The organism is Brevibacillus laterosporus, from assembly GCA_007833815.1.
Lineage (GTDB): Bacteria > Bacillota > Bacilli > Brevibacillales > Brevibacillaceae > Brevibacillus_B > Brevibacillus_B laterosporus_D.
Window position 1 is genome coordinate 4,572,294 of sequence record CP033464.1, and the last position, 20,635, is coordinate 4,592,928.

General features: G+C 36.7%; 18 protein-coding genes. 5 read left to right on the top strand and 13 right to left on the bottom strand.

All coding sequences use genetic code 11. The features are described 5' to 3' along the window. Positions 1-74 precede the first annotated feature (74 nt). Positions 75-929: a DMT family transporter gene (locus EEL30_22505; GenBank protein QDX95859.1), complete on the bottom strand. Its 855-nt coding sequence runs from the start codon at positions 927-929 to the stop codon at positions 75-77. Between the two features lie 335 nt (positions 930-1,264). Here EEL30_22505 and EEL30_22510 point away from each other — a divergent pair, with 335 nt between their 5' ends. Then, entirely contained in the window at positions 1,265-2,251 is a 987-nt protein-coding gene (locus EEL30_22510) for an alcohol dehydrogenase (GenBank protein QDX94813.1), read from the top strand. Between the two features lie 374 nt (positions 2,252-2,625). On the opposite strand, the gene EEL30_22515 is transcribed toward EEL30_22510, so the two are convergent. The 7 genes from EEL30_22515 to EEL30_22545 all read right to left on the bottom strand — a co-directional run bounded on the left by EEL30_22515 (position 2,626) and on the right by EEL30_22545 (position 8,737). Continuing rightward, a complete protein-coding gene (locus EEL30_22515; protein QDX94814.1) occupies positions 2,626-3,045 on the bottom strand; it encodes a hypothetical protein in 420 nt (139 codons plus the stop codon). A 21-nt stretch (positions 3,046-3,066) separates the two neighbouring features. Beyond that, entirely contained in the window at positions 3,067-3,258 is a 192-nt protein-coding gene (locus tag EEL30_22520; protein ID QDX94815.1) for a hypothetical protein, read from the bottom strand. Positions 3,259-3,513: 255 nt separating this feature from the next. Beyond that, entirely contained in the window at positions 3,514-3,798 is a 285-nt protein-coding gene (gene qoxD / locus EEL30_22525) for a cytochrome aa3 quinol oxidase subunit IV (protein QDX94816.1), read from the bottom strand. A 3-nt stretch (positions 3,799-3,801) separates the two neighbouring features. Next, positions 3,802-4,398 (bottom strand): cytochrome aa3 quinol oxidase subunit III, encoded by a 597-nt coding sequence (gene qoxC / locus EEL30_22530; protein ID QDX94817.1) that lies wholly within the window; start codon positions 4,396-4,398, stop codon positions 3,802-3,804. Positions 4,399-4,401: 3 nt separating this feature from the next. Then, positions 4,402-6,345 (bottom strand): cytochrome aa3 quinol oxidase subunit I, encoded by a 1,944-nt coding sequence (gene qoxB, locus EEL30_22535; protein ID QDX94818.1) that lies wholly within the window; start codon positions 6,343-6,345, stop codon positions 4,402-4,404. A gap of 111 nt (positions 6,346-6,456) precedes the next feature. Then, complete coding sequence (gene qoxA / locus EEL30_22540; protein QDX94819.1) at positions 6,457-7,305, bottom strand: cytochrome aa3 quinol oxidase subunit II; 849 nt, start codon at positions 7,303-7,305, stop codon at positions 6,457-6,459. Between the two features lie 397 nt (positions 7,306-7,702). Next, positions 7,703-8,737: an aldo/keto reductase gene (locus EEL30_22545; protein ID QDX94820.1), complete on the bottom strand. Its 1,035-nt coding sequence runs from the start codon at positions 8,735-8,737 to the stop codon at positions 7,703-7,705. Between the two features lie 176 nt (positions 8,738-8,913). On the opposite strand from EEL30_22545, the gene EEL30_22550 reads away from it, so the two are divergent. Next, positions 8,914-10,347 carry a PLP-dependent aminotransferase family protein gene (locus EEL30_22550; GenBank protein QDX94821.1) on the top strand — a complete coding sequence of 478 codons (1,434 nt, stop codon included), beginning with the start codon at positions 8,914-8,916 and terminating at the stop codon, positions 10,345-10,347. A gap of 249 nt (positions 10,348-10,596) precedes the next feature. Here the strand turns inward: EEL30_22550 and EEL30_22555 are convergent, their stop codons facing one another. From EEL30_22555 to EEL30_22570, 4 genes are all read right to left on the bottom strand, one after another. After that, the gene (locus EEL30_22555; GenBank protein ID QDX94822.1) at positions 10,597-12,438 is read right to left on the bottom strand and encodes a hypothetical protein; all 1,842 of its coding nucleotides are present in this window, start codon (positions 12,436-12,438) and stop codon (positions 10,597-10,599) included. A 38-nt stretch (positions 12,439-12,476) separates the two neighbouring features. Continuing rightward, positions 12,477-13,946 (bottom strand): toxin, encoded by a 1,470-nt coding sequence (locus EEL30_22560; protein ID QDX94823.1) that lies wholly within the window; start codon positions 13,944-13,946, stop codon positions 12,477-12,479. A 270-nt stretch (positions 13,947-14,216) separates the two neighbouring features. Next, on the bottom strand, positions 14,217-16,517 hold the full coding sequence (locus tag EEL30_22565) for a hypothetical protein (GenBank protein QDX94824.1): 2,301 nt from the start codon (positions 16,515-16,517) through the stop codon (positions 14,217-14,219). Positions 16,518-16,536: 19 nt separating this feature from the next. Next, positions 16,537-16,959 (bottom strand): hypothetical protein, encoded by a 423-nt coding sequence (locus EEL30_22570; GenBank protein ID QDX94825.1) that lies wholly within the window; start codon positions 16,957-16,959, stop codon positions 16,537-16,539. Between the two features lie 336 nt (positions 16,960-17,295). Here EEL30_22570 and EEL30_22575 point away from each other — a divergent pair, with 336 nt between their 5' ends. From EEL30_22575 to EEL30_22585, 3 genes are read left to right on the top strand one after another with little or no spacing between them, the layout of a single operon-like run. Beyond that, on the top strand, positions 17,296-17,547 hold the full coding sequence (locus EEL30_22575) for a hypothetical protein (protein ID QDX94826.1): 252 nt from the start codon (positions 17,296-17,298) through the stop codon (positions 17,545-17,547). Then, positions 17,501-17,842, top strand: coding sequence for a transposase (locus tag EEL30_22580; GenBank protein QDX95860.1), 342 nt, complete (start codon positions 17,501-17,503; stop codon positions 17,840-17,842). The genes EEL30_22575 and EEL30_22580 overlap by 47 nt, the downstream gene beginning before the upstream one ends. Then, the gene (locus EEL30_22585) at positions 17,803-18,213 is read left to right on the top strand and encodes a hypothetical protein (protein ID QDX94827.1); all 411 of its coding nucleotides are present in this window, start codon (positions 17,803-17,805) and stop codon (positions 18,211-18,213) included. Before EEL30_22580 ends, EEL30_22585 begins: the two co-directional genes overlap by 40 nt. Before the next feature lie 93 nt (positions 18,214-18,306). On the opposite strand, the gene EEL30_22590 is transcribed toward EEL30_22585, so the two are convergent. Continuing rightward, a complete protein-coding gene (locus EEL30_22590) occupies positions 18,307-20,283 on the bottom strand; it encodes a hypothetical protein (GenBank protein QDX94828.1) in 1,977 nt (658 codons plus the stop codon). Between the last annotated feature and the right edge of the window lie 352 nt (positions 20,284-20,635).

Consider the following 20,635-nt stretch of genomic DNA (forward strand, 5'->3'; position numbering starts at 1 on the left):
TCCTCCTAAAATGATTTCCATCATTTTAGCTAAGCTCCCATTTTTAATCAATTATAGAGGGGAACTCCCGATGATTATACACTTATTTTATTTTCATGTTTTGGTTTTTTTAATGTATAGAGCATTCCAATGAAAATAAATAAGATGCCTACTGTTTGAATGGTACTTGGTCGAAATCCGATTATGAGCACATCTAATAAAATAGCAACTGCTGGATCTAAAAATACCATTCCTGAAATCGTTCTAGTGGATAGCTTTCGAACACTATCGAAAAACAGAAGATAAACAACACCAGTGTGGATAATACCAGTTATTATTGCATAGGCCCAATTTAGAGTAGTTAAATCCCCAAATACATGATATTGAATAAATGGAAGTAAGCAAATTGCGCCAAAAGCCGTTTGTATGAACGTGGTAGCATATACACTTGTTTTTTGAATGCTTTTCCCTAGAATCATCGTCAACGCATAAAAGAGCGCTGCTAAAATAGCGTACAAAAATCCGGTCATTTGGAATGGAGCATGTGATACCTCACCACCAACTCCAATAATGAATATGGTTCCTACAAAACATACAGATATAGCCAGGATTGATAGTATTGTTAATTTTTCTCTAAAGATAAAGCTGCCTACAAGTAAGACAATCATCGGAGCAAGATGATAGAGTGATATCGCTACTGTAATAGATATTAGTTCAAAGGATTTAAATAAGAAAATCCAATTTAAAAGATTTGCTAAACCACAGAAACTGATTCTAATCAACTCTCCTTTGCTCCATTTTTCTTTTTTATATGTTCCTGTAATAACCCATGTCAGCCCTAGAAAAATGGTTGCGCAAATACATCTAATAAAAACTAATTCCAATGCCGGAAGACCAGTTAAAACAGAAAAAAATCCAACTGATCCAAAAATCGTCATAGCGATAAACATATGTAATAAAGCTCTTACATTCACTATTTACTCCTCATTTCCTTTTTAGAAGTTATTATTCTAACTACTATAGGTTGGTCTAAAAATAAAACGGCTTCCTTTATAAGCTGAAACCGTTTTTCATTCTACTAACGAATGGAATCATCTCTTTAGACACTACCTACAAATGAGACCATAAAACTACGTCAACTCGTTTTATGAGAAATCTTCACGTTATAATAATATTATTCACAATTTTTATGTCATTGCAAGTATTCAGCTTTACTGCCAGCATCGTTGTTGAAGATGATAATATAAAATAAGAGGGAGATTTCAATGAAAGGAGAGTTATTATCTTGTTAGCCACATGTATTACATACCATGAATTTGGAAGACCGCAGGATGTTTTACAAGTTGAAAGTAAAAAAATCCAACGTCCTATGAGTGGAGAAATTCTTGTTCGTATGAGCGTTCGTCCTATAAATCCTTCTGACTTAATACCCATTAGAGGCGCATACTCTCATCGTATTTCTTTACCTTCGATTCCAGGATATGAAGGGGTAGGTATTGTAGAAGAAGTTGGTCCTTCCGTTTCTCAAGAGCTACTTGGTAGACGTGTTCTTCCTTTACGAGGAGAAGGTACCTGGCAGGAATTTGTGAAAACATCAGCGGAATTGGCAATTCCCATACCTAATTCTATTGAAGATTATACAGCCGCACAGTTATATATAAACCCTATAACAGCATGGATTACTTGTACAGAAGTATTAAAATTAAGAGAAGATGATATATTACTCGTCAACGCTTGCGGCTCTTCTATTGGACGTATCTTTTGCCAGTTATCTACTATTCTCGGTTTTCGATTAATTGCTGTCACTAGGAACAATACCTATACAGAAGAACTGCTCCAGCTTGGTGCGTCCCATGTAATAAATACCTCAGAGACTTCATTACATCATACTGTTATGGAATTGACCAATGGGCTTGGAGCAAATGCTGCTATTGATTCCATAGGGGGATCAGCTGGATCAGAGTTAGCTTTTTGCGTCCGACCTAACGGTATTTTATTAACGCTTGGTCTTTTATCAGGGATACCTGTTAATTGGGCAGATATTTCGCGTATGGCAAAAGTGAATATTAAGCTGTTCCATCTAAGGCATTGGAATCAGCAGGTATCTGTACAAACTTGGCAAGAAACCTTTACTCTTTTGATAACATTAATAAGCGAAAAAAAATTGGGACTAATGCTGCCATACTCTCATTACCACCTACTGGAGGTACAGGAAGCTGTTCGCATTGCTGAATCCTCTAGGAATCGAGGTAAAATTTTTTTATGCAATTAATCACAGCACTTAATTTACAAACTCCTCTTAACTCAGTGAATAAAAATCGTGCCAGAGGTTTTACTATCTACGAAATAATGGCTGGCTGGGATAAATGCAAGAGATAAAGCATGGGATTTGAAGCAATCCTGTTGAAAATAAGAAGAAATGTACTCGGTTGCTAAATAAACAGGTCCTTCAGTTTGAGAAGGACCTGTTTACAAGCATCGGTGGTAGTACTCGTCACTATAAAGGTAAGATAACCCCGTCTCCAAAACCTAAACACTTCTGTTCTATTGAACTAAGGCAAAAATGAGTTATCGGTTTTGGTTTCAAAAACATTCTTCCTCGCCTACTAGCTTCCGAATACTGTTGTTCTCTACAAAATGTAGAACTTATTCTGCAAACTTATAAAATGAAAATTTAGCTGTAAAGCTCATTTTTTTTGTAAAAGAAGAATTTACTCCTGATTTAAATTGAACAGAGATGTTCCCATCTTTTGCTGCTTTAAAGATACGCCCATAATTTGAGTACGTATCATATGTACCTATCACTTTATTGTCTGCATCATAGACTGTGTAAGTAATAGGATACCCCGAATTATTTACTGTAACGCTAAGCTCCTCCCCTTTTTTTAAGTAAAAGGATTCTTTTTGAGTAACTTCATTGGAACTTAAAGAGTAATATTTTACAACATCTTGTGCTTGCGTACTCGCAGCAGCACTCACTTTTGTTGCTTCTAATCCTGTCAGACTTGCTCCAGTCAATCCCGCTACTCCTAATACGCCAGCTAAAATAATTTTTTTAAACATCATAATTCCTCCCATAGATTATTGTTAAAATGTAAAAACTATGAATATTATTAAAATTCCTTTTACCCACTTTCTTCTAATTTGTTCACCTCCTGTTGTAATCATTATAGTTACATTGAGAATTATTATCAAGAACTTTTTTCTTTTTTTTACAAAATTCCTAAATATATATTCAAATAGCAATTTATAGGCATTGTCTAGAATAGTCTCTGCCATGTAAAAATTCAAATATCATCCACAAAAACAAAAAACCCTCAACCCTAGAGGCGTAAGGGTTATGACGACTTTAATACGTATTTATGTATTGGTTGACTAGACCCCTGATAACAAAAATGCAGCCGACCCCTGGGGAGCTTTGGCTGCATGTTGTGATTACTATGACTCTTTTGAAAACCCCAATAGTGCCTTTTTCGAAAGTGACAATCATTTTGTAAAGTTCTCCTTATAGACACTCCTTTTTGATAAAATGCATTATTGGTAACCCCAGATCATACATAGCAAGGTTCCAAACACTGTAACAAGAGCTATAACTAATGCGTAAAATAGGTTCGTATAAATTGATTTTTGATCACCAGTTTCACCAGCATGCATAAACACAACTAGCTGAACACCAGCTTGTATGAATGCTGTTACAAGAAGAACCGTCATACCTATTGCAAATGAAATGTCAAAGAAATAGACAGTAAGCGCAATTGCAGTAAGAATCATGGACATTGCAAAGCCCATTACTTGTTTTTGCGGGAATAGCTCTTTCATCTTTTACATCATTCCTTTCAGGTAGACGAAGCTGAAGATGAAGATCCAAACTACGTCTAAGAAATGCCAGTACAGAGAGAAAATGAATGATTTATTGGCTGTTTGAGGAGTCAAACCTCGCTTTTTAACTTGCATGATGATATATAATCCCCAGAATATTCCAAATGAAACGTGCGCACCATGTGTTCCTAATGTTGTTAGTAGGATAGCTGTAAACGCACTTGTTTGTAATCCTGCTCCAATGTGAACATAGTGAACGAATTCATAAATTTCAACTCCTAAGAATCCTAGACCAAGAAGCAATGTGATAGTAAAGAATGTCATCATTGCTTTCTTGTTACCGATACGCATGGCGTGAATTCCAAGACCGATGATAAAACTACTTACTAAAAGCAAGATTGTTTCAATTAGTACTGGAGTGATCTCGAAAATCTCTCTCCCAGCTGGACCGTTACCAATCCGATCTACTAATGTGAAATATGATGCGAAAAGCGTTCCAAAAAGAACAATTTCGGCTCCAAGGAAAATCCAGAAGCCTAGGATATTTAACGAATTTTGTTCTGTACTATATTCGAGTGGTAGCGAGTGATTTATTTTCATAGATTAAGCACCTCGCAATCTTTTTTCTGTCTCTTCAATTTCTTTAACAGAGATGTAATAGCCGTCATCTTTCTCAAATGAACGGTAAGTCAAACAAGCAAAGATACTGATTGTTGCAAGTATGGCAACAATCCACATCCCGAAAACAAATGCAAAGCCCCACAGGAAGAAAATACAACTCATGAGGAACGGAGCACCGCTGTTATTTGGCATATGAATTTTTTTCATTTCACCTTTGAATAATTTATGACCTTTTTTCTTAGAATCCCAGAATGCTTCAATTGAATTAGCTTGTGGTGTAACAGCAAAGTTATATGCTGGTACTGGACTATGTGTAGCCCATTCAAGAGAACGTGCGTCCCACGGATCCGTACTAATATTTCTTGACGCATAACGAACACTCCAGTAAATATTGTAAACAAGTAGAACAAAACCAATTAACATTCCGATTGCTCCAATGAAAGAAATGAAGTTCAACGGTCCAAAGCCAGTTGATTCAGAGTAAGTGTACATACGACGCGCTTGACCATCTAAACCCGAGAGGAACATTGGGAAAAATGTGACGTTAAAGCTGATTGCAATAAACCAAAACGCCCATTTCCCGATTCTTTCATTCAGCATGAAACCAAACATTTTTGGCCACCAGTAAGTGAGACCAGCAATCATAGCGAATACAACACCAGGAATAATTACGTAGTGGAAGTGTGCTACTAAGAACATCGTATTATGGTATTGGTAGTCAGCTGCTGACATTCCAAGCATAACTCCAGTTACCCCACCAATTAAGAAAATAGGAATAAATCCTAATGAATAGAGCATCGGAACTGTAAAAACAATTTTTCCTTTCCAAAGCGTGAACAACCAGTTAAATATCTTAATCCCAGTTGGAACAGCAATCGCCATTGTTGTTATAGAGAATATACTGTTAGTAAGTGCTCCCTGTCCCATTGTAAAGAAATGGTGTGTCCATACTAAGAATGAAAGAAGAGATATTATAACCATTGACGCCACCATTGATTTATAACCATATAAGTTACGGCGTGCAAAGGTTGAAATAATCTCACTATATACACCAAATGCCGGCAGGACTAAAATGTAAACCTCAGGATGGCCCCAAACCCAGAACAAGTTCGCCCAAAGCATGTCCATGCCGCCATTAGTCGACGCAAAGAAGTGTGTTCCAAATAGTCGGTCCATTGTCATCATAATAAGCGCCACTGTTAATACAGGGAAAGCGAAAACCACGATAACATTAGTGACAAAGGCAGACCATGTGAACATCGGCATTTTCATTAATGTTATACCAGGTGCTCTCATTTTTAGAATGGTAGTAATAAAGTTAATACCAGATATTAATGTACCAAGCCCAGAAATCTGAAGTGCTAACGCATAATAGTTCGTTCCTACAGATGGACTAAATTCATTACCTGCCAATGGAAAATAAGCAGACCAACCTGCATCAGGAGAACCACCAACTACGAAAGAGATGTTGAATAACATCGCACCCATGAAAAATAGCCAGAAGCCTAGTGCATTTAAACGTGGGAACGCCACATCACGAGCTCCAATTTGTAATGGAACAACGAAGTTCATTAGGGCATAAATGAACGGCATTGCCATAAAGATGAGCATGACAGTCCCATGTGTTGTGAAAATTTCATTATAGTGCTGAGCATCTAGCAAGGTATTTTCAGGCACGGCTGTTTGAGCACGCATCATAATAGCGTCAGCACCACCACGGAATAGCATCAGCAAAGCAGATAGTAGATACATAATGCCGATACGTTTATGGTCTACTGTAGTTAACCATTCGCGCCATAAATAACCCCATTTTTTGAAATAGGTTAAGCCAGCCATTATCGCGACAACAGTAAGAACAATGGCAACCATCGATGCGTAAATCGCAGGACTTGGATGGGGTACGGCAAATCTATTAAAGTAATCCATGCTATTGTGACTCCTTTCGGGAAGTGAATTTTTGTCATGTAAACTAGCTGTTAATTTATAAAAATAGTAATAGTATTGATTGTATTCTGAGCATTCATTAGAATTTCTAGATCAATGATGATGTCCACCATGCTCACCTTCTGGAGCTGGCCTAAATTCTAAATGGGTTCCATTGAACGTGGATTGCCCAACGTGACCTGGTACTAATAATTCATCGAATTTTTCTTCGGTAAGAGGTTCAGCAGTTTCTTTAACTTCCTTTACCCATTTATCATATTTTGCTTCAGGCATAGCCTGGACGTTGAAAGTATTTTCAGCAAATCCTTTTCCACTAAAGTTTGCATTTCGTCCCATGTATTCACCTGAAACATCAGCTGCTAAGTGTAATGTGGTAACCATGTCAGCCATTGCGTATTTTTGTCCCCCTAATTGCGGAATCCAAAAACTAGTAATAGGTCCGTATGAATAAAGTTTAAATTCAATTGCTCGGTCTGTTGGTATACGTAGGTAGTTAACTGTTTCGATATCTTCCTCCGGATAACTAAAATGCCATTTCCAGTTTGAGGATGAAGCATAAATAATTAAAGGTTTTTTATCTTCGTATCCTTTCGGGGTTGATTCAACTATATAGTTGCTTTTGACCGAAATAATTGAAAGTACAACTACGATTAAAACTGGTATCCCTACACAAACCAATTCAACAATCATATTGCCTTCAATGTAAGGAGGTTCATAATTTTCCCTTTGTTTAGACGCATTGTATTTTACTATCATATATACAAAAAGAGCGACAACGACAATAACAATGAATGCCATCGTCCAAATCGATATCATAATGACATCCGCTTGCGTTTGGGCCTGAGGTCCTTTAGGATCTAAGACCATTAACTTGTTACTACAACCTGTAAGTATTGTAATAGTGGCAAAAATGAAAGTAATGAAAGCCCATTTAAATTTCATGGAGGTACCCCTTTCTTGATGTATTTTCAGATTAGTAGACACGATCATTTGGTCGAGTTGTGTATAACGGATACCGATTATTTACGCGCGCTAGTAACCAAATCCATTCAAACAGTAAGTTTAGAAGAAAACCACAGATACACGACCCTATCCTACTGAATTATTGAAAGAATGTCGCCATCCAGTCTGCCATCGTTTCACCCATCCATGTTCAACATATCGAAACAATTACGACAAGAATTAGCCACAAAGAATGAACACCACATCAAGTAAGGTAGACAACATAAATAAAGCCCCAAAGATGGACAAAGCATCACTTACGTCCAATTTTGGGGCTTACTATGTTAAGAATTACCAAGGAATCCGAGGAATCCTATGAATGAGATTGATTACGCAATTACTGATGTACAGGAGTAGGTTTGCTACTTGAATCGGATAACGGTTGTTTTAAACGCTCATTGTACCCGTTTACCCACAGTAACTCCATTTGCTCATGCTCTTCCTTAGAAAGCGGAACAGTCTCAGAAGTTAGTGCAAATTCTTCCAAATTTTCTTCACTCGTAATATTAGGTATTACGGAGAGAACAGAGGGATGGTAAAGGGAAAACTGAATCGCTAGTTGAGCCAATGTTCGATTTGAACCGTCGAATAGCCCTTTATTCTTCATTTCATTTACCACCTCATTACCTGCTCTCATCCAATCGACTGGACGATGCGCTCTATGGTCTGACTTACCAAAATGCTTGTCAGGATCATAAGTGCCGTCCAGTAATCCAGAGGCATGAGGGATTCTTATAATTAATGTTTTTGCCTGTTCTTCTGCAACCTGTAATAGGTCCCTAGCTGGTTCCTGTTCCAGTATATTATTGATTACTTGTACAGCCTCATATCCCTTGTTCCATGCTTCTAAGGATTCATTTCTCCACCCGAGATCAGGCCCCATCGCTACTCCATAATGGCGAATCTTTCCTTGAGATTTTAACTGCTCAAGAGATTCCAATATCTCATCATTTTGAATTGCATCCATTCGTGGATTGTGAAGCTGATAATAATCGATATAATCTGTTCCAAGACGTTTCAAGCTTTGTTCACAGGCTGTCACAATATGCTTCTTCGACCAGTTTTGAGGAAGCTCTGTATGTCCTTTTCGCTCACCGGGATGTTGGTAGATGTCATATCCAAATTTTGTTGCTATGAAAATCTTGTCTCGAACACTACCTAATGTTTCTGCAATGATTTTCTCCCCATAGCCATCACCATACACGTCTGCCGTGTCAAAAAAGGTAATTCCGAAATCCTCGTATGCAGACTGCAAAAGCTTTTTGCCTAAACTTCGATCCGTTATCCCCCACCAGTGGGTTGCTACTGTCCAAACGCCAAAGCCAATTTCAGATACCAGAGAATCTGTGCCTGGAAACTTTCGATACTTCATACTCTTCTCTCCTTTCACTGAACCCCTTAATTGCAATAATAGGTCACTATATGTTTTAGTAACATTAAGTACTATTAAAATTATATATTTTATAAGTTGAAATGAACCCTCCAGTTCCATAAAATTATGACCATCCACTAAGCTTTAAAGTGAATAGTAAGGAAGTGAAATCTTGTATGGATTGGCAACCCAATCGTGAAAGTAGAATCCCTTTATATAAGCAAATTGCCCAATATCTTGAACAACGTATCTCCAATGGAGAATATCCTGCTGGAACAGTGCTTCCTTCCGAACGCTTGCTTTCAAAAGAATTAGATGTAAACCGTTCGACAGTCGTATCTGCCTATGAAGAATTACGTGCTGCTGGTATTGTGGAAAGCTTGCAGGGGAAGGGGACAATCGTAAGCAGAAACATATGGGGTACATCTCGCAACCGCATTCCCAACTGGGAGAAATTGATCGAAACAGGATCATTCCTTCCTAACACCACTATGACGCGTTCCATACGCAAAGAGGCATTCTCTCTTGATCTCATAGATCTAGCAAGCGGGGAACTTTCACCCGATTTATCTGCTTCCCAATACTTTCGCAACATCATGTCGAATGAGGCTTTTACCTATCACGTTGGCTATGATCACCCTCAAGGTAACCTGAAACTGCGTGAAACCATCTCCTTACATCTAAAGGAATCTAGAAATATTACTGCGACGCCTTCATCTGTATTGATTACTTCTGGGGCACAGCAGGCTCTTTACTTGATTGTCCAGTGCTTACTTCAATCAGGGGATGCCGTTGCGATTGAAGACCCCTCATATAGCTATTCTTTACCTTTATTTAAATCAGCCGGACTAAGACCCTTCTTGTTACCTGTTGATAATCATGGGATTAATCCGGATGATATCGTGGAATTCTATAAGCAGCATCGCATTAAAATGGTATTTCTTAATCCCAATTTTCAAAATCCTAATGGGTCATTTCTCAACTTAGAACGTAGAAAAAGAGTTCTAGAAATTTCCTCCCACTTCGGAATACCTATCATTGAGGATGATCCATACAGTTTAACTGCTTTTGATAAAACACAAGTTCCAACCTTAAAATCTTTGGATCAAAATGGTACCGTTCTCTATGTTAGTTCCTTAAGCAAAATTGTCGCGTCTGGTTTACGGATCGGATGGATATCTGGCCCCCAGACAGTAATTGAACGTTTAGCGGATGCAAAACAACAAATCGATTTTGGACATAGCATTATACCTGAATGGATCGCAACCCAGTTTTTATCGTCTGAGGACTTCCCGATTCATTTGGACAAGCTTCGTAACTCACTCGCAATTAATAGAGACAAAATGGTTTTTTCATTATATGACCAGCTAGGTGAACAGGTAGAGTTTCTAGTACCCGAGGGTGGTATTCATATGTGGTGTAAGGTGAAGGCAGACGTTAGTGAACAACAATTGTTAAAAGAGGCAATCAAAAGAGGAGTTGTTTATGTTCCCGGAAGTGTCTTCGGGACACAGAAAGGATATGCTCGATTTACATTCGGCCGAGTTAAGGAAGAACATATTTATGAGGCAATTTCACGCTTTTCAGACGCTTTACATAGTTTCGAGTAAGGCAAGTAATTAATATGGTAGGGTCTGTCTCATTCACCATCAAGATTTGGTCTTACCCTTGTCAAGTAGACAGTTACAAACAAGCGTAAGCGTAAAATAGTATCTATCCTTTCTATTTTACGCTTACCTTCTTCTGGATAAGAAACTCTTGTCCCCATATAGAAACACCTCCTAAGAATCATATCTTTGAATACGATTCAAGAGGTGCTTTTCAAGCTATTTTCAGCAGCTTATACATTGAATGGTATTTCAGTTACGTAATGCAACTTGAAATCTCAGATTATCGTATTGATCATCGACAGCAAGTACCTGTACTCTACTTCCGATTGGAATGCCCCTGCCAGCATTGAAATCTAAGAAATTTACATATCGTCGTCCTTGAAAATCTAATGGATAAGCATCCTTAATAGCTGTCTCTACTCTATCAATACTCAATTGATAGCGGACTTTTCTACTTGGAACTTTATTAAAATACAGACCATCTACATATTGAGTATGATTAAAATTAACGATATTCCAACTACCAAATTCATGACCTGTAAGCAGTGATTTATACTCTGCAACTTTTACTTTCAGATTATCGTTTTTTTCGTCTACAGCGTACAATTCTAAATTATTGCCTGGAGTCTCTAGGCAAGGTACAGTTCGCTTTCCATCACTTCCCGTTGGAGGAGATTGTATTATCTCTCGAAAATAGTCATTAATCTTCCATTGATATCTCACTTTTGTCTCTGGAAAACGCGAAAACGTTGCACCCCTTACCCATCCATTACCCTCCGTCCATTTTTCAAATACATGCGCTTTTTGAAGTTCTTCGGTTGTCCCTTTTATACAAAAAGCTACATCAAGCACACAATCTGTAATCTCTTCCTCATCCATACCACTCCATCTCACCACATTACTTGATAAGTTACCAATATAAGTATTTGTGTTGATTCTGAGATTGTTAGCAATAGAACTAGCAAGTGCAGATGCAACACCATAAATAATTCCCATTGCTATAGGGTTAATCCACATCCACACTGGAATATCTAAATCAGTATCTACCTTTGGAGTATTCTCCATTCTGAATTCAATTTTCTTGTTATTTCGACTATAATAAAAAGTACTTTTTGCTTCGTAATTAAAATTTATATAGGAATCTGATAGACCTTCAATCTTACAATTTCCTGATGCCTTCATGTGAAGTTTGTTACTTTCAATTTTTAAATGTAAGCTCGTCATTACTGGATAATAATATATTAACCCCGATTTTATTGTGTCACAGCTTATATTCCTATTATTCTTAATGACTCCACTTGTAGGTGATGTACTTTCAAATCGAAAGTGATTGATGGTTGCTCCATGACCAAATGAATTGGGCAGCTCAGGCATAATCATATGTTCTAAAAACAATTTTTCAGATAGAACCAAGAATGTCTCATGATTATTATCTAGTATCGCGCCATCAATCAATTCAGCTAGATTAGATATGTCTCGATTTGTTACCACAGAAAATATCACTAAAAAACCTTTCTCTTGATTATTAGTTGGGGAGTAATACGAATATTTATAATCTTTAGGTTGCATCCATGAAATACCATTTGATCCATTTAATTCTGCGAATATATGGGATACTCTGTCTTTGTTATTTATAAACATATCTGCTAACGTTAAGTTTAAAAATGTATAAACCATACTTCCCTGAGAAAATACTTGATTTATATCTGGATTGAGTACAGTAACAGCGCCTTCTCGTTGGTCTCCTTCTCTTTCTCCTTTTACTAGAAAGTTAAAAGCTAACTTCTGAGTATTAGATTGCTGAAAAAATCCCAGCTGAAGTTCTAATAGAGGACATATACCGTCTAACTTTGTAGAGTTCCCCATAAAGATTAGCTCTCCCTCTTTTACTAGGGTTTTCACTCTCAATAATTTACTTGCTCCCCCAGGAACAATCTCCCAATTATCAAAGGTCAATGTAACAGATGTATTTTCGTCTTCATACGTAAACGTGATTTTATTATCATTCATATATTTTCTTAATTGCTTATTTATTAAATCCCTAGTACCTACATACACAACATCCCAACCATGCGTATCCAAAATAACCATCCTCTCTACTTATTTACTTATAAACTATCGTGGACTCTCTATATCACAAACCTTCCACCTAGTTGAAGTGGTCCTGCTAAGCCAGCATAATCTAATTCAAAGGTTTCACTAGCATTCCAAATAATTTGAGAAGTTGTATTTTCTAACAAAAGGTCTATGCTTGGAGACGTTTCAACATTTAACGTTTCAAAAATTGTAGGTAACAAAGCAATGGTTCCAAATATTAGTGATACAACAATTCCAGCTATAAGCAATGTTGCTCCTCCTGTAAACACAGCTAAAAGGACAGACGCAATGATTCCCGCAACAAGCATTATCCATGGTAACGCAGAACCTCCATTTATCGTTCCTTGTAACAGTGTCGGTTCTTTTACTTGTTCATACGTGATGGTTTGCTCCCCCTTTTTGTTAGTAGCTAATACAATCCGATAATGATGAGTGGTACGACAATATGCTTTTATACCGTCAAATATATGAGTCTCTGTATATGTTTCCAGTTTCATTTCATCCCCGATCAAACTTAGCTTCAATTCTTCCAGGTAAGGAGTATACATTGATCCATTCGCTTGTACCCTCTCTAATTGTATCTTTCTTCCGTCTTTCAGTTGGAGAATATGTTGATACTGTCCTGCTTCACCACTTGCATTAATCACTTCATAGTCATCAATTGTTGAATTTGTAAACTTCATTGGTAACGTTGGCAATAATACGTCTCGTAAAAATCGTTCTTCTGCAATTAAAAATCCAGCATTTGAGGATTTGGGAATGACATAGGCATCTAATTTTTGTTGTTGTTGAATTCCTCCCCTCCTTCCTCCTGTCATACATAAGACTCCTAATAAACTTTTTTCTACGTCTCCCTCAATATCTGTATAGGCATAATCAACGTAGGAAGGCCTACACCATGCCCATGCTTCATCACCACTAATATACAGATTTAAGTTGACTACATTAAAAGTATGGGTAAATTGTTCGAGATGTAACGTTAACCATGTAATAATTTGACTCATGAATATTTCTTTTAGAATCTCCTCAAGATCAATGAATACATTATGATTCAATGACCCTGGATAGAATATACCTGTCACATTTTTTAATGAGATACCTATCACGACAGGATCAATTGGACCCGAACTCTTTGTTTTCATTTTCAAACCATATAATTGTTCATTTCCTTCATTTTTTGTGACTGTTTCGTGCGGAAGATAGGTAAGCTTGACTTGAACATGTAAATCTGCAGATTGAAATCCAAATTTTCCTATGAAAAAATCCTGTAAGATGGTTTGGAAATCTCGAACAGGTATGTTCATTCGAATACTATTTCCATCCCCACCCGTGATAATTTGCCAGTCCTTAAATTCCCCTTTGAAATCATTTCCATTTGAATCAGTTAATTCAAAATTTTTCGGACTGCTTTTTTGTTCCCTTATCATACGATTCACTTCCGCAATAGGAATGGCAAATACCGTATCCCAATTCAAAGTACTAGTCGAATGAGTAATTGTCATGCATCATCATATCCCTTCTGTATTTATCTAGGTCGGATTGTAATAATGTGTATGGGGTTTCGTGTGTTAACCTAGTAATGTAATAGATAAGCGAGCAATGCCAACATCTATTCTAATGCTTCATTTTTTTAGAAGAATAAATGTAATATGACATGCTCGCATCAATTATAAGAAAATTCAGTATGTTCTGTTACTAATATTCAACCTTTTTCATCCAGTAGAAGTCTAGTCAAGTGTAAACTTTAAGTCACTCCTATCCAAATATCCCTATTACTTAATTAATTTCCCACCCATTAAATAAATCCCTTGGAGCCGGGCCGTTTCCACTTGAAGTTCGCTATTATCCGGCCATTTTACAGCTCCTACGCAATTAGCAAGAAACGCATCGATGGTTGGAAGTTCGGAATAATGTTCTTCTGCTAAATAATCAAGATATTTAGCTATCGCAGTTGGTAGCATTCCTGCAGCTCCAATTACCGCCATTTGAGTAAATACTAGGGCTGATTTTGATGATATTTCCCAGATTCTAGACCAGAGTGTACGAGGCTGTTGTAGCACTTGGTACATTACTCCTGGCGAGTTAAGCCCAACATAGGAAGGGGCTCGGGTAATATTGAAAGTGGTTAATTCTATCATTTCCCTTCTGGCTGCTTGAGAAGCATTGGTTCCTGCTCTTTTTAATAGCTCTTTTAGAGAAATGACTGCCCTCATCATAGTGGTCCCGATTTTGGAGAATTGTTGACTGATATAGGCACTTGCTTGTCTAAATACGGCGCTGGTAGCTGAAAAAAATGCTCCTGCTGCGATTGACAAGGCTAGTCCTGTAGCAATTTCTATAATTAATTGTTCCCTTTGATACCAATCTTCAAGAGTATAAGTGAGTGTAAGTGTAGCCTCACCCTCTTCACTTGGAACTAATACATTTTTGTATTCTTTACCTAACTCGTCAACACCACTTTTAAGACTAAGACCATAGTGTTGTGTATAGTTGGCATGTCCAATTATTCCCCTAGCTTGCTCCCATGTAAGGTCCTCTATATCTAAGACCATTTGATTATTTGTAATGCCTAGTCTAAATTTTTTAGGATCAACATAAGAAGGTACCTCATTTTCATTATGATCGTATACCGTGCCGAACTGAATTCTCTCTTTGTTTTGAATAAACAAACCGTTGTCCGTTTTCTCGAATTGGTCTGGTGTACCAACCTGCATAATATTGAGACCTCGTCCCAGCCATTTATCTACGAATAATGGCATATCGATGCCAAAGGCTGAGTCATTTGTATCCTTTGCATTCTTAACTGCGTGTAATAAACGGGCATCTACTGTATGTTGTGGGTAATTATTCTTACGATTTTCTACCATTGTCATAACGGCGAATACACTTGTATCTAAACTTGGTTGCCCATTTTCATCCTTTCCCTCTGCTACACCATAATACTTATCAGTTGGCTTTAGCCATTGGAAATTTTCATCTTTGGCAGTTTCCTCCAAAAGGAGATGTGAAAAGATATTTTCGAATTTATCGATGTTTTCATTAAACCAATTTTTAAACATTATCTCTACGAACATTGCTATCAATTCAGGTATCTCATTTGAAAAGTGGGTTTTCACTAGGATTACTGGTTGATCCCCGCTTGTATCCTGATCAGTTTTCACTTTTAAATCAACTTGATACCCATTTCCTTTACCAGTAGAATCTGTAATAGTTTTTTCTGTTGAATTCAAGTATTTTAATTTTAACTGAATTTTCATATAAGGTTCAAGAACAGGATTAGGATCTTCTCTAGAAGCAAGTCTGTACATTTTATCAGCAGTTATATAATGAAGGAAACTGTTTTCATTAATTTTACAAATGAAATTTACATTTTGGCCATCTGCCCCTGTTGTGATTTCCCACGAATCAAATGTTCCGTTCAAGCTGAATTCAAGCGGGAATCCTAATGAAGTATCCGTGAATTCATAATAGAATTTTTCTGGATATAATTTTTTTTGTTGAATATTTTTATTTACATTCGAGAACGAAGTCACATAACTGGTATCCCATCCCATCAATGATAAGTCATTTGAAGTACTGTATTGAATGTTATAGGTATTAATTTGTTGATGTAATAGGTGTCTATGTTCTTTAAACCAAGTTACAAGCAACTTTTCTAGTAGAATAGATACCATTCCATGCCCGCTATTAAAATGGAAAGCATGATTGATGCTGTATAAAGTATCTTCTTTTTCCGAAATGACATACATTTCTGTTTGACTATCTTCAATCTTTAGACAAATTTTAATCCAGGAATTTTGTAAATGATGCGTAGCTTTTTCGTTGTTTGTATCTACTTCGAAGGTTCCATTTTCTATATAACATTTAAAAATGGGATATTGTCCCGATCCTTCATCCGTTAGCTCCCAATTGCCCCAATTTCCTTGTACTTTTGCACTCATAGAAGAATCTTTCATTTCTTGATAGAACGAACTTGGTACATTTCTCAACATTTTACTATCTCGATTTTTTACATCCTCAATCGTTTTAGTCCAATCATAAATTCTAAGACTATCTACATTTCTTTTCTTCATACTATATCCTCCTCTTTCATCATGTAATTGTTACCAAATACTTTTCATTTCCAATAAACAGATTTTCTATTTGATCATGTAACAACCAATGTAACATTTTTTTAGTAGGAAGCTTCTCTTCCATATCAACATTTACTACCATTAACCCATACTGATTTCTTCTTGCTCGATTTTGACTAGTGAAACAAATTTCTTTTTCATAAGTGGAAGGTTCTTCTTGTAAATATTCTTTCTTTAAAGCTATAACAGCTTTTATTCCCTTGAAGTTCTCTTCATATATCTTAGTTTGATACACATCTTTGATGAAAAATGTACCTTCTAAAAAATGAAGCTGAAAGTAATCATAGTTATCATGGTACGCTTTTTTTAGTTTGCTAATTGAAAATGTACCATGGAATGTAGTTTGCCCATCGTCAAAATAATAGGGAAAAACAGGAGACATTTTTTTCACTCCTCTAGGATCCAAGATTATTTGATTGATCGTTTATACATCCTAAAATATTTATTCACTTCTAAATTGACTACACAATATAGCATAATACGTCTATCGTTTTTTCATAATATATCCCCCCTCGTCTACAAACAAAGTATATCTCTCAATCTTCATAGAAAAAGCATACAAATTTTCATCTATTGATGAAAATTAAGTGTAAAATAGTCCCCACTATATAATGGACTGAAGTGACCCAGTAAATTGAGACAAGGAAAAAGCACCTCCTGAATCATATTTTTATTGGAGCAGTTAGGAATCAAAGATAAAAAGCAAATTAAAACCTAGATGAAGTGGTATCGAAACGGGGAAACACATCGATTTTCCCAACCTGTAGGCAAGCAGTATAAGTATGGGAAAAGCGGTTCAAGTCATCTCGACGAGATGACTCAGAAGGATCTAAAAATCCGACAATTAGAGATGCAAATTGAAGTCCTAAAAAAGTATCTGGAACGAACGACAAAGGAGAAAGGAGGTGGAAAAATCAATTATAATGGAGGTTGTAGAGAGTTTTCGGGGGAAATTTCCAACTTTAATTGAACAGTTGTGTCGGAAATATCGTTTTGGTCACAGAAAGATACGAGCTCTACTGTGTCGTAAGCATAACAAACAGGTGAATCGTAAGACTGTCCAAAGGATTATGCAGAAGAAAAATCTACAATGTCGCACCAAGCCAAAACGTAAGACGTATATCAACGGGGAGAGCAGAATTGTTGTAGCGAATGAACGTAACAGGGATTTTACGGCTTCGAAACCAAATGAAAAGTGGGTTACGGATATTACATATCGACAATTATGGACCTGTATAACAACGAAATCATCGCTTACCGAATAAGTGACCGACAAGATGTTTCTCTCGTACTAGAAATTCTGGAGGAGGCAATACATACTAGGGAGGCAGCAGGTGCCCTTCTCCACAGTGACCAAGGCTCAATGTATACGTCATACGCGTTTCAAAGCAAAGCAAAAGAAAAAAGCATTATCACGAGCATGTCCCGAAAGGGGAATTGCCATGATAATGCTGTCATTGAATCCTTCCACTCCTCGCTAAAGTCGGAAGAATTCGCCTCTCTAAAAAGAGAGATCCTAACAAACCTAATGGTAATACAAAAAGTAGAGAATTACATCTGTTTTTACAATGAAGAACGAATTCAGGAGAAATTAAACTACCTGTCCCCATACGAGTATAGGAAACAGGTAGCATAGGTGTTTTTTCATGTAGGGGAATAAAGGATACTATTACCTGGCTTCACAGGGTTTACACAAAACTTTTGACAGACCCTAGGAACTATTTTCCGCTTACGACTCAACCGGAATAAATTCGATTTTGTCTATCATTAACCAAAGTGGCCACCCATTTGCCGCACGTACAACACTATCAGCATATGATAATTCTAAAGTACACAGTGTTACTGTTCCATCACTTCCAAATATTGTTGGTACGTCTGCTTCTACATACTTAAAATGTTCAAATTTCGCTTTGTAATGATCCTGTTCCAGGTTACATGTTGATTTAAAAGATATTTTGGAACCCTGATTGTTATTTCCAGGTTGTTTAAACACAATACTATGATCATGATTAGCAGCATAATACATCCGAATACGATATTTTCTGCTTGGTTGCTTGAAACTTTTTTGTATTATTGGCAACTTAATCTTCATATCAGTCTGTCCAATACCAGGTTGATTCGGAAATAACTTTACTGATGATAAAAGTACATTTCCTCCTGTAAAGTATGGACCTTCCTCAACGGATATACCACCTGCAGGACTATTATTATTTATAAGTTCACTAGCTTTCACAGCTGGAACTTGTGAGATTTGATAATTGTAATTTTCTTGTTCATCTTCTTCTGCATCTGTTACATAATTGCCTGTAGGGTCAACATTTGTATGGTTCCAGCCAAATATATATTTTTCATTGTCTAAGACGACCGAACTGAAAATACAGTCTGATAAATAATGACTATAGTTATTATAACTTATACTTGATTCCATCCCCTGTGGTATGGTGCTATACTGTATTGAATCGCCTTGACCAATATTATATTTCCACTCATTATTTCCTGTTCCCTTAAAAATCATTTCTCTAATATTTCTACCCGCGTAACTTGTTGTTTTAACCTGATAAACATTCCTGTAGTCAAAATCTAAAGGTTTTTTATCAGCCGATACATACCCCTGTAAATCACCTGTAATAATCTCATCATCCATTCTTTTATATTTGTTACAATGCCCCACCAGTAATGATGTCCCACCTATTTTATTTGTGTATAATTCTACTTCTTGTAACCTACGAAATAGATTTCTGTCATATATAGATTTTCCATGATTTCCATTTATTTGATCTGTATAAATTGTTCTTGTCAAAAATTCCATTTTAACAGGCTTATTATATAGACGTGCATCATACATTGGAAACATTGCAATTACATCTAATACTAAAATTGTCATAGTTCTTTGGTATACAAGTCCATTATTGTTTTCATCTGCATCTATTAAACCTTCGTTATACCAATGTGAACAATAATCAATATAGTCCTTTCTGTATTTTATAAATCTTTCGTAATTAAGCTCTCCAGGTGGGGCATCTTTAGCTAAATTCCAATAATCTGCATATAAAATCCCATCTCGTAGAAGTAGTAAATGCAGATTGGCTGCTTGTGCATAAGCCCCCAGCTGTGCTACTTCATACCCTTTCATAGAAAGGGCCTCCATAGCTCCTACACACGCATAATTAAAATTCCCCAAGCTAGCCTTTACATCAGCTATTGCTTTTGGATCGTGGGGATATCTTACCCAGTGATTAAAACTCAATTTATAATCATCATATTGAGCCTGTAATTCTTTAATTTTTACTTCTGTCAATGTTCGTACCAACTCAGATATTTTTTTATCAATCAATTTTTCTGTTGCTTCCATAACTAGATCGAATGTATTATCTTGATCTGCAGGCCATAAAAGAGGGACTATAGAAGCTAGTACATAAGCTCCAGCAGATATACCACCGACTATAAGAAGGCCGGGGCCGAGTGTAAACATACTTGCAACCGCAGCAACTATAGTGATTGCAGCTATAGTCGCACCTAACCAAGTAACTTCATACGGAACAAAATCTACAAGACTCGTATTATTAGACGTAGCTAGCCAATCTTTATAATTTGTATTTTGTAATTTTTGATTTGGATTATTTGCTAGCGGGTACCTATTTGAAATATGGGATGAATTTTGTGAATCATCTACTATCTCATACTTATTTTTGTCGTTTTTATTCATGTTTTTACCTCCAATATTTACATCATTTATTTCTTGCTCTCTGAACACTCGTTACTTTAGTCGTGAGATGAAATAGTGCTTTTGTTGAAATCCCTTTTGGGATGGCAAGACAAAACATGGTATAATATTCCTCTACAGATTGCTCATTGAAAACTGACCATATGGGGTTGTGGTGAGAAAGGCTTCACCACGTAAAATGTTCAAGCCACATTCGCCCTCTCTCACTGAAAAGCGAAAACCAAGCAGTATGTGAAAGAGCAGGGTCCAACGTACAAGTTTTGCTATAACCGTAGGAACTACGGGGTTAGCCTGCTAATTCTCACTTCGTTGTAAGTGACAGCGCAGGAATCTC

What these genes read in the sequence shown, in the direction of transcription:
- EEL30_22585 (QDX94827.1), top strand. Translation starts at nt 17,803, where the DNA reads ATGGACCTGTATAACAACGAAATCATCGCTTACCGAATAAGTGACCGA.
- EEL30_22545 (QDX94820.1), bottom strand. Translation starts at nt 8,737, where the DNA reads ATGAAGTATCGAAAGTTTCCAGGCACAGATTCTCTGGTATCTGAAATT.
- EEL30_22555 (QDX94822.1), bottom strand. Translation starts at nt 12,438, where the DNA reads ATGGTTATTTTGGATACGCATGGTTGGGATGTTGTGTATGTAGGTACT.
- EEL30_22575 (QDX94826.1), top strand. Translation starts at nt 17,296, where the DNA reads ATGAAGTGGTATCGAAACGGGGAAACACATCGATTTTCCCAACCTGTA.
- EEL30_22560 (QDX94823.1), bottom strand. Translation starts at nt 13,946, where the DNA reads ATGACAATTACTCATTCGACTAGTACTTTGAATTGGGATACGGTATTT.
- EEL30_22580 (QDX95860.1), top strand. Translation starts at nt 17,501, where the DNA reads ATGGAGGTTGTAGAGAGTTTTCGGGGGAAATTTCCAACTTTAATTGAA.
- qoxA (QDX94819.1), bottom strand. Translation starts at nt 7,305, where the DNA reads ATGAAATTTAAATGGGCTTTCATTACTTTCATTTTTGCCACTATTACA.
- EEL30_22515 (QDX94814.1), bottom strand. Translation starts at nt 3,045, where the DNA reads ATGATGTTTAAAAAAATTATTTTAGCTGGCGTATTAGGAGTAGCGGGA.
- qoxD (QDX94816.1), bottom strand. Translation starts at nt 3,798, where the DNA reads ATGAAAGAGCTATTCCCGCAAAAACAAGTAATGGGCTTTGCAATGTCC.
- EEL30_22505 (QDX95859.1), bottom strand. Translation starts at nt 929, where the DNA reads ATGTTTATCGCTATGACGATTTTTGGATCAGTTGGATTTTTTTCTGTT.
- EEL30_22550 (QDX94821.1), top strand. Translation starts at nt 8,914, where the DNA reads ATGGATTGGCAACCCAATCGTGAAAGTAGAATCCCTTTATATAAGCAA.
- qoxB (QDX94818.1), bottom strand. Translation starts at nt 6,345, where the DNA reads ATGGATTACTTTAATAGATTTGCCGTACCCCATCCAAGTCCTGCGATT.
- EEL30_22520 (QDX94815.1), bottom strand. Translation starts at nt 3,258, where the DNA reads ATGGCAGAGACTATTCTAGACAATGCCTATAAATTGCTATTTGAATAT.
- qoxC (QDX94817.1), bottom strand. Translation starts at nt 4,398, where the DNA reads ATGAAAATAAATCACTCGCTACCACTCGAATATAGTACAGAACAAAAT.
- EEL30_22565 (QDX94824.1), bottom strand. Translation starts at nt 16,517, where the DNA reads ATGAAGAAAAGAAATGTAGATAGTCTTAGAATTTATGATTGGACTAAA.
- EEL30_22590 (QDX94828.1), bottom strand. Translation starts at nt 20,283, where the DNA reads ATGAATAAAAACGACAAAAATAAGTATGAGATAGTAGATGATTCACAA.
- EEL30_22570 (QDX94825.1), bottom strand. Translation starts at nt 16,959, where the DNA reads ATGTCTCCTGTTTTTCCCTATTATTTTGACGATGGGCAAACTACATTC.